This is a genomic window from Pseudomonas delhiensis, from assembly GCF_900187975.1.
Taxonomy (GTDB): domain Bacteria; phylum Pseudomonadota; class Gammaproteobacteria; order Pseudomonadales; family Pseudomonadaceae; genus Pseudomonas; species Pseudomonas delhiensis.
On sequence record NZ_FZPC01000049.1, the window covers coordinates 23,870 to 33,661 of the forward strand.

Consider the following 9,792-nt stretch of genomic DNA (forward strand, 5'->3'; position numbering starts at 1 on the left):
GGCAAGGATGAGCATCTTCAATTTCACCAACGAGCATTCATTGGGCGAAGTCCGCAGTGTAGAAACCTCGCGGATCACCGTGCGGGTGACGGATGGTCAGCGTTTGCAAAAAGCGCGCGTCGGTCGATTGGTTGCCATCCAGTCGATGGGGGATGAATGGCTCATCGGCATCATCGAACGGGTTTGGCGGCATCCGGTGGAACTGCCGGCGCTGCCTGAAGCTGATCCACCAGCGGATCTAGCTGCCGTACCTCAAGAGGAAAATGGTGTTTCGATCAGCTTGGTCGGCACCTATCGCGCTCGGGATGGCCAGCGCAAGGACACCTTCACGCGTGCCGTTTTCCTCTTACCGGAAATCAACCGTGCGGTGTACCCCATTGAAGAGAAATCGCTCGAAGATTTCATGGGCATCTTGAGCGCGTCGTCCAAGGCGGACGCGGCTGCCCCACTCAAGGTCGGTACCTATACCCTGGACGGCAAGGCCAGCGCCTATATCGATGGCGACAAGCTGTTCCAGCGCCATGCCGCGCTGCTGGGCAGCACGGGCTCGGGTAAATCCTTCACCGTGGCCTCCATCCTTGAGCAGTCCGCGCAACTGCCGCATGCCAATATCGTCGTGCTCGATTTGCATGGTGAGTATTCGAGCATGAAGTTCGCTTCGCACTACCGCATCGCAGGTATTGGCGATATCAAGACCAAGAAGGACGGGGCGATCTTCCTGCCTTTCTGGCTGCTGACCTATGACGAGATGCAGTCAGTATTTGTGGACCGATCCGGTGACAACGCGCCCAATCAGGCGCTTGCGCTGATGGATTCGGTGATGGTGATGAAGCGCGCTGCTATCGCTGCGCTTGGCAAGCCGGATCTTTTGGAAGGCTTCACCGTCGATACACCAGTACCGTATCGGCTTGCTGATCTTGTCCAATCGTTGGACGACAAAAATGATGAGGCTATTGATACTGGGGAGACGTACGCGAGCGGCCCGCGTAAAGGCCTGCCAAAAACCGAAAAAGGCCCGTTGAATGGCAAGCTCTCGCGCTTCCTCATTCGCTTGAAAACCAAGATGAATGACCGCCGCTACGCATTCATGTATCAAGCGCCGGAGGAGTACGAGACTTACGAAGCGTTGCACGAGCTCGCAAAAAAGCTGCTCGGCACGGGTAACGTCAACGATGGGGTCAATCCAGGCATCAAGATCATCGACTTCTCCGAGGTGCCCTCGGACATTCTGCCGGTGGTGGTGGGCTTGGTCGGGCGACTGATCTACCAAATCCAGTTCTGGAGCAGCCCAGGCGAAGACGGCGATGCGCGCCACCCGATTGTCATTGTCTGCGATGAGGCGCATCTCTACCTGCCAAGCAGTGCTGCCTCCACCGGGCCGTTGGAAAAGCGCGCCCTGGAAAACTACGAGCGCATCGCCAAAGAAGGCCGCAAATATGGTGTTGGCCTGATGGTGGTTAGTCAGCGACCCTCGGACGTCAGCACGACCATTCTCAGCCAGTGCAGCAACATCATCAGCCTACGCCTGGCCAACAAAACCGATCAGGCCGTGGTCAAGCAGCTCTTACCAGAAAGTCTGGAGGGGCTGATGGAGGTGCTACCGACGTTGGATGTGGGCGAGGCTGTGGTGGTGGGCGATGCTACCCTGCTGCCGACTCGTATCAAGATGTCGAAGCCCAAGCACGAACCACGTAGTGCAACGATCCCCTTCTGGACCCGTTGGGCCGCCCCAAAGGCACAAGTCGATCTGGTTGCAGCCGTAGAAAATATGCGTCGCCAGTCCCGCGCACAAGAAGATTAAGGAAGTTTGAATGGCCACTAAAAAAGAACTACTCGCGCAGGAAGTCGCCAAGGCTGTTGGGGCAGGTAAGGCGGTTGCGCTTGAGACCGTCGACTTCAACGATCCGAATCGTCCTAAGACTTGCCTGGAGGTGGACTTCCCGATCCTGCCCGTCAATCAGGTGGCGATCATCGAGGGCAATGCGGGAAAGCCGATTTACCAGATGTCGAAGTGGTGGGCGCGTCGTCGCTCCAGTGTTTTCCGCTCCATGTTGCTCGCAGCGGCGACCAAGGCCCCGGAAGACAAGTCGCATGCAGCCAAGCTGGTGTGGGACAACTACTACGCGAACCACCAGAAAAAAGGTGCGTTTCAGGACCTGAAGGTGGCCGACATCTTCATGGGCGGCGGCACCACGCTGGTTGAAGGCTCACGTCTCGGCATGCAGATGGTTGGTAATGACCTGAATCCGGTCGCTTGGTTCGTGGTCAAGCAAGAGCTGGCCAACGTCGATTTGGAGGAAGTAAAGCGCCTTCTCGCCGATATCGAGGCTGAGGTCAAGCCGCAGATCATGCCGTACTACTACTGCGATGGCCCAGAAGGTGAAAAAGGTACTTGGACGCACCTACCAACCCAGAAGGTAATGCCAGCTGATTTCGACCCACTAACTATTCCGCGCAACGAGCGTAAGGACTACCGCTACGAAGGCCCGGAGATCATCTACAGCTTTTGGGCGAAGCATGGTCCTTGTCAGGTGACCGGCTGCGGCCACCGAACGCCAATCATGACCAGCCCTGTGTTGGCGGTGAAGGCCCTCACCGTCAAGCACTGGGAGCACGCTTGCGGCAAATGTGGGAGACCGTTCCATATTGAAGCTGACGCAGCACGAATGGCTCCTGATGTGCCGCTGTTCGTGGCGCCTACGGAGCAGCCGTATGCGGTGCTTGATCCTGTATCGGGCGTTGCCTGTCCGCACTGCGGAGATACTGTAGCAGCCAATATCCACCCCAAAGACGGATTGGCTATTGCGGGCTCACGCGGTCAGATCAAGCTGGGTAAGGGTAAGAACAAGAAGGTTGAATTGAGTCTGCTGGTGCATCCGCAATGGTTGGCCGGGTCACCCAAGCAGGATGCGAGTGCTCAGCCCTATGGTGGCGCGGCGCAAGACGATGTGGATTCGACTATCCAATGGGATAGTGAGCGCGCATCCAAGATCCGTTTATTGGAGGTTCGTGGAGCACTACCGGACGAGGTAACTTGCCCAGAAACTCATCTCAGTTTTGTACCGAAGAACGGTACAGTACCGAAGAAGTCGCACTTTGCCTGCGGAGCTTGCGGCACGGTGCAAAGCGTGCTTGCCACTATCAAGGCCACCGGTAAGACTGGGCCTATGGCTGGCTATGCTATCCAGGGCTATTCGCCTAAACGAGATGCTACCGGAAAACCATACAACGGTCGTTTCTTCGCTGCATATGACGAAACGTACGCTCGGCAGTATGGCGAGGCGTTAACCGAATGGGAGGCCCGAAAAGATTCGGATCTCAAGGATTATTGGCCTCGTTCTGAAGTGCCTTTTGGTTTCATGACACATATGAACAATGGAGGTATTCCGAACCACGGCTATACGCACTGGTGGACAATGTTTAATCCACGCCAGCTGCTTGCATTAGCGCAGCTGTTGAAAGGAATTCTTACTATTGGTAATTACTCCTGGGAAACTCGGGAAGCTATTCTTGGTGGATTCCAGCAGAGCATTCGTTATCGGAATATGTTTTGTTTTTGGGATGTCAACTATGACAAGTTGGTTCCCCATATGAGTAACAACAACTATCACCCTAAAACAAATGTTGTTGAGGGGGCCTTCTTTGGCGTTATGGGAAGCGGACGCTGGTCTTCTTGCGCTGACGGGATATTGGAAGGGCTTGAATGGGGAGAGAACCCTTACGAGCTTGTCAGTCCACAAGTTGTGTCCAAAGCTCGTAGCGATGGAGTCGAAAAATCCACTAGCGAGAAGGTTTTTCCCGGCGATCCAGTGCTTGATGTAGCCGTATATCAGGGGTCATCCACCGATCTCTCACAGCTTGGAAAGGGCAGCCTCGATCTGGTCATCACGGATCCACCTTTTGGCGGGCTGCTGCATTACTCTGAGCTGTCTGACTTTTTCTATGTCTGGCTGCGTTTGGCTCTTAAGGACAAGTATCAGGGGATTTTTGCTGGTGAATACACACCAAAATCACTGGAGGCCGTTTCAAACAAAGCACGCGAGCCAGAGGATCCTGATGGCTTTTACCAACGTCTACTTACTCAGTGTTGGAGTGAAGCACATCGCATTTTGAAGCCAGGTGGCATCCTTGCTTTCACCTTCCATCACAGTGAGGACGAGCCTTGGGTGGCTGTACTGGAGTCCTTGTTTGACGCAGGGTTCTATTTGGAGGCTACCTATCCGATCCGCTCTGACGAAACCAAGGGAGAGGGATCTAAGCCAGGAACGTTTGGCTCGCAAACCATTGAATACGACATCATCCACGTCTGCCGTAAGCGCACGGAAGAACCCAAGCCAGTGAGCTGGGGCCGGATGCGTCGCGAGGTGATGGCCGATGTTCGCCAACTGCAGGCGATGCTGGAAAACCACGCGAAGGAGGGCTTGCCCGCCGCAGATATTCAAGTGATTCGTCGCGGCAAGGCGCTGGAATACTTCTCCCGCCACTACGGCAAAGTCTATGTCGATAATGACCGCACCATCTCGGTTAGGGATGCGCTCGTCGGTATCAACCAGCTAATCGACGAAGACGCCGACAAAGGGAAAGAGCCGCCGCCGGTGAATGCCGAGCCGATGACTCGTCAATTTTTGCGCACCTTTGGTTCGCTCACCGAGATGAAGCGCGACCAGCTTCAGAAATTCCTGCGCGGCACCATCACAACGCCCGATGACTTTGTGCAACGTGGCTGGTGTAGCGAAGAGAAGAAGGTGTTCACCCGTACCAATCCGCTCGATTTTGCACGTGACTGGTCCGGTAAGCACCGCCGTCGTCTGACCTCCGATCTTGATCAGGCATTGGTGCTGATCGGTGCGTGTGTTGATGGCAGCGGCATCAATGCGTCTGACACGCTGAAGAACGACAACTTCAATCCGCACGTTGCTCTCAAGCCGCTGCTGGAGTGGTTGCAAAAAAATGGCCCGGATCAAACCACCCGAAATGCTGCCTCGCGCGCGGTGTCGATCTTCACAACCTGGCAAGCCAGCCAGGCACCCAAGCCGCAGCAAGGATCGCTGTTTAATCACGATGGGGAGTATGCGTAATGAGGCAGGTGCTCGACACGGTGTGGCAGCGGCGCGGCACCAGTTGGCTCTGGGATGAGGAAGCACGCAACACAGTCTGTGCGGCCGGCGAGGTGTGGAGTCTACGTCAGTTCTTGCTTGCCGCCGTTCCGAATGGGATTGGGTGGCCCGAGGAGCTACCTAGCAATCAAGGTAGAACTCTGGTGGTTGCTGGCCTCGAGGGTAGTCTTGATTTGCTGGCGCCTGACCAGGGGGACGTGTGGTTGGGGGATACAATAAAGCGCGCGATTCTCTCGTTTCAGGACGAATGGGGAGGCGATGGTGCGTTGATCTTCTGGATGCCGCAGGGAGATAAACGCCTCAGTGTGCAAACTACTACCGATGCAGTGTCGTGGTTGTGTGAAGCGCCGCACCGTGGAAAGCAGCTCGACTTTGGCCGCTTACTCTGGGGCGAGGCCAACGAGTATCCGCAGGAAATCCTGCTACGCGAGGGCGCGAAAGCTGCGGGTCTTTTCCATTTGCGAATTACCTGAGATTGACGCGTGGAAATAGAAACGCAGTTTCAACCTGGTGAACGGATCTCCCACCATGAATTCGGTCAAGGCGTCGTTCTTGACCTCGCGCATGATGGATACGTTCGTGCCTTCTTCGGCGTGGGTGAGCGTCGTGTGCCGGTCGGTGCCGTGCACCGCCAAGTCTCGCGCACTGAACGCATCCTGCGAACGGTCGATGGCAGCGCGGAGCGAGCTCGAAAGGCCTGGCTCTCCTACGAGGCCCATGCTCTGCCCGTCATGGAGAGCGCATCGGCGCTGACCTCGGCCAAGATCGACCTGCTACCGCATCAAGTGGTGTTGACACATCGGATTGCCACGGCATCTCCCAGGCGCTATCTGATTGCCGATGAGGTGGGCTTGGGCAAGACCATCGAAGCTGCGCTTATCTTGCGAGAGCTGGCTAGCCGAGGCGAGTTGAATCGCGCTCTGATGGTGGTGCCCGCAGGGCTTGTGAACAACTGGCACCGTGAGCTGAACGAAGTGTTCAACCTTGATTTCGAGGTGTTCGGCTCCGAGGGTGACATCACCGACCGCAAGACGAATGCTTTTGCCAAACACGATCGGCTGATAGCCAGCATCGACACCCTCAAACGCCCGGCGCGTATCAAGCGCCTGCTTGATGCCCCTCGTTGGGATCTTGTGGTGTTCGATGAAGCGCACCATCTGACTGCACACCGCATTGGGGGCAAGGTCAGGAAGACCGAGAACTACAAGCTGGCTGAGGCCTTGAGGGATCATTCGCGTGATCTGATGCTGCTGTCGGCCACTCCCCACCAAGGCAATCATTTCCAGTTTTGGATGCTGGCTCAGCTCCTGAATCCCACGCTCTTCGGCAGCCCCGAAGAGATGTTGGAAAACCGCCACCGTCTCAATACGGTGATGTTTCGCCGCACTAAGGCTGATGCCTGTCAGCCTGATGGATCGCCATTGTTTGCAAGGCGTTGGGTGCATACCGAATCTTTCCTGATGAATCAGGCAGAGCGACTGTTCTACGAGAAGCTGCGTGAGTATCTGGAGGACGGCTTCGACCTAGCCCGCCGCCAGGGTAATAAGGGGCGTGCCCTAGGTTTTTTGATGGCGATCTTTCAGAAGATTGCAGCATCCAGCTTTGCGGCTGTGCGCCGCACGCTCAAGCGCCGCTTGCTTATGCTGATCCTGCACGAAGCGCTGCTGCGGGACAAAGAGCTTGATATTGAAGGCCGTGAGCGCCTGACTGAGGAAGCGCGGGCATTAATTCATGAGGAGTTTGGCCTGCCGCACGACAGCATCGGGCGAAGTGAAGTGGATCGTGTGCTCGCCGACCTCAAATACCGCTTGGTCAAGAAGTTAGATGAGGAGGCCCTGGAAATGGCCTCCGATCCTTACGGCAGCGAGTACTCTGCAACGCACGCAGAGGAAGCTGCTTCTGCAGTCGTGGAGCTGCATTTGCCCGAGGAGCGCCTGCGTATCGGCGATTTGCTCAAGGTCTTCCCGCTCCAGCGGGAAACCAAAGCGCAGAAGTTGCTGGATGGCTTGGGCTATCTGTGGCGGCAGAATGCCAGAGAGAAGATCGTTATCTTTGCCACCTATCTCGGTACGGTCGATCTGATTGCCCGTGAGATTGAGCAGGCCTATCCCGGCCAGGGTGTGGTTGTGCTGCGCGGCGGCGACCACGGTGCCAAGCTGGCTGCAGAGCGGAAATTCCGCCTGAAAGATGGGCCGCGTGTACTGGTGTGTACCGCTGCAGGTCGCGAAGGCTTGAATTTGCAGTTCGCGCGAATTCTGTTCAATTTTGATTTGCCGTGGAATCCGATGGATGTGGAGCAACGAATCGGGCGCATCCACCGCTATGGACAAAATCACACGGCACAGGTCTACAACCTGGTTTTGTCCGACACTATCGAAGGACGAATTTTCCTGATGCTCGACGAGAAGCTGACGGAAATTGCCAAGACAGTCGGCAAGGTCGACGACCAAGGCAAGGTTGCCGAAGACCTGCGCTCGCAGATTCTTGGTCAGCTATCCGAGCGTCTCAATTACGACCGTCTGTACCAGGAAGCGTTGTCCGACCCTGAATTGAAACGCACGCAAGTAGAGCTTGAAGCGGCGCTGTCGAATTCACGCGAGGCGCGGCAGGTTGTGTTTGATCTGTTCCAAGACCTAGAAGGTTTCAGTCTTGATGACTACAAGCCCTTCTCCGACGTTTCGTCCAGTCTGGATCGCCTAGTCCGTTTCTTGTCGGCAGCAGTGGTGGATCGTCAACAGCGCTTGGTCAAGATCGACGACGAGACCTATGACCTTGTGACTGTTGACGGCGGACGTCGAGCACGATTTACCTTGAACCGCGACACGGCTACGAGCAGTGATAACGTGGAGCTGATGGGGCTGGATCATCCGCTAATACAGGAAGAGCTTGGACGCTGGCGCAGTGTTCCGCCGGAAGATATCGGTATTGCGGTCTCAGGGGGCGTAGACGCACCAATTTTGCTTTCTCTCTGGTTGGTCGAGGTGTCTGCAGGTAACGGCGAGCGCCGTGTTGTCGTTCAACCTATTGCCGTCAATCAGGATGGTACGCGGGCTCCGGCGGTCGAGCGGCATGTCGAGCAATACCTGCTAGCACCTGTAACCTCGTCTACGTTTGCGCCAGAGCAACGGCAGGAGCTATTCGCGAAGGTGATTGAGCCGACACTGCAGCGGGAGCTCAAGCACAAGGGTGCAGCGAATGGTGATGGCAGCTATTCGGCGGAGCTGATTGGATATGTTGAGATCGTCAGGTAGCTGTATGGGCTAAAGCCAGTGGGCTGGGACCTCGATCTCGTAATTCCTGGCCACGCTGGAAAGTACCGAGAGAATCTCTGCATGCCTCATCTGGTCATTTGGTTGCCATGTTGGGCGGCGATCCAGCAGTTCCTTTAGCTCGGCTAGGTTATACATACCCAGGCGGTGGAAGTTACCCCAGCTCGGTATGCCAAAAAGGTTGTAAATGGTGACTGTGGCATCGCGCTCGCTGGCCAGGCGCTTCTCACCTGTCAGCTTCTCAGCGGCTTCTTCAGCTTCGTCACGGTCTTCGTAGGTGTTGAGTAGTTTCATCGTTTGTCGCCTGATTCTGGGAGGCGGAATTTATCAGGGCTTCATTAGCGGCGAACAGTTCACCATCAGGGTTTACGATCAGCTGAGGGACTGCCTTAGCTGACATGCTTGGCTTTGCTGAGCAGTGCATACGTTGCTTCAGCGTCGAAGCTATATCTGGCGCTAATTGCACAGGGGTGACTTTGCTGGTTGTAGCGTCGCAGTAAAGGCAGAAGCTTGAGTCAGGTGGGCTGAGTAAGTAGCAGGCTGTGCATTCAACGGCTTTCCCTCTCCATGCTTGTAGGGCCTTCAGCATTGTTCCAGCGATGAGCTCAGCTCGGCCCTGCACCGTGTTGTCCAGGGTTGTGGCTGACTGCTTAGCCGCCATCTGAAGCTGTTTGGTTCTATGGGCTTCTAGTGCATGCTGCAGTTCGGCTTTCTCCTTGGCTAGCTCAATCTGCCGGGCTTGCTCAGCAGCTTCGCGCGCTGCCCGTTCGAGTTGCCACTGAGCGTTTATTTCGTCCGCCACTGACTGAAGCTTTTGCAGCGTGTTTGCTGCGAGCCTTTCAGCGCGAATTGATCGGATCCAAAGTCGGTTTGTCGAGTCATGCAGAACCGCGTGCTCGAACTTGACCGGATCATTGATCTGCTCCAGTGCCAGGTGATGGAGATCAATCTCCATGCTGGATTGTTCCAGGGCTTCGAGCTGGCGATAACGCTCATGCTCCATCCGCGTTGAGAGCTTGATCCAGACGATCAGCTGCCTAGTAGATTGGTGCAGGACTGCATGACCTCTCAAGCTACCCAGGTCAACAAACCGCTCAACGTTATCGGCAGTGATCACCACTGGTTGCAGCTCGACCTTTTCCTCCAGCAGCCGGCCGTCTTGTGTGGGCACTCGAACTGTTTCTATAAGTGCAGGGAGCATCAGCTGTTTGTGCTGAGCGATTAGCGCGACCGCTGCACGTCTGACACTTTCGCGGAATCCATCAAAGCAGTCATTCGATTTCGCATGGCGGAAGTATGGTACGACCTTCTGTATCCGCTCCATAAACCCCGTCTTCCTTTGACGAGTTGCGGTGATCAGGATGCGCTCGTCGGCGGGCAGTTCCACGGCAACAGCGCTTCGAAGT

Annotated in this window: 6 protein-coding genes; 4 read left to right on the forward strand and 2 right to left on the reverse strand. The window is 55.9% G+C overall.

Annotation, left to right across the window (positions count from 1 at the left end; translation table 11 throughout):
* The first annotated feature begins 7 nt into the window (after positions 1-7).
* The 4 genes from CHC02_RS28650 to CHC02_RS28665 are packed head-to-tail and all read left to right on the forward strand — an operon-like array spanning position 8 to position 8,368.
* Positions 8-1,801, forward strand: coding sequence for an ATP-binding protein (locus CHC02_RS28650; protein WP_089394763.1), 1,794 nt, complete (start codon positions 8-10; stop codon positions 1,799-1,801).
* A gap of 10 nt (positions 1,802-1,811) precedes the next feature.
* Entirely contained in the window at positions 1,812-5,078 is a 3,267-nt protein-coding gene (locus CHC02_RS28655; protein WP_089394764.1) for a site-specific DNA-methyltransferase, read from the forward strand.
* On the forward strand, positions 5,078-5,590 hold the full coding sequence (locus tag CHC02_RS28660; RefSeq protein WP_089394765.1) for a hypothetical protein: 513 nt from the start codon (positions 5,078-5,080) through the stop codon (positions 5,588-5,590). Before CHC02_RS28655 ends, CHC02_RS28660 begins: the two co-directional genes overlap by 1 nt.
* A 9-nt stretch (positions 5,591-5,599) precedes the next feature.
* On the forward strand, positions 5,600-8,368 hold the full coding sequence (locus tag CHC02_RS28665) for a DEAD/DEAH box helicase (RefSeq protein WP_089394766.1): 2,769 nt from the start codon (positions 5,600-5,602) through the stop codon (positions 8,366-8,368).
* A gap of 9 nt (positions 8,369-8,377) precedes the next feature.
* On the opposite strand, the gene CHC02_RS28670 is transcribed toward CHC02_RS28665, so the two are convergent.
* Positions 8,378-8,680, reverse strand: coding sequence for a hypothetical protein (locus CHC02_RS28670; RefSeq protein ID WP_089394767.1), 303 nt, complete (start codon positions 8,678-8,680; stop codon positions 8,378-8,380).
* Positions 8,649-9,792, reverse strand: a 1,144-nt coding sequence (locus tag CHC02_RS30330; RefSeq protein WP_217900410.1) for a hypothetical protein, incomplete at its 5' end; no start/stop codon positions are given. The genes CHC02_RS28670 and CHC02_RS30330, both read right to left, overlap by 32 nt.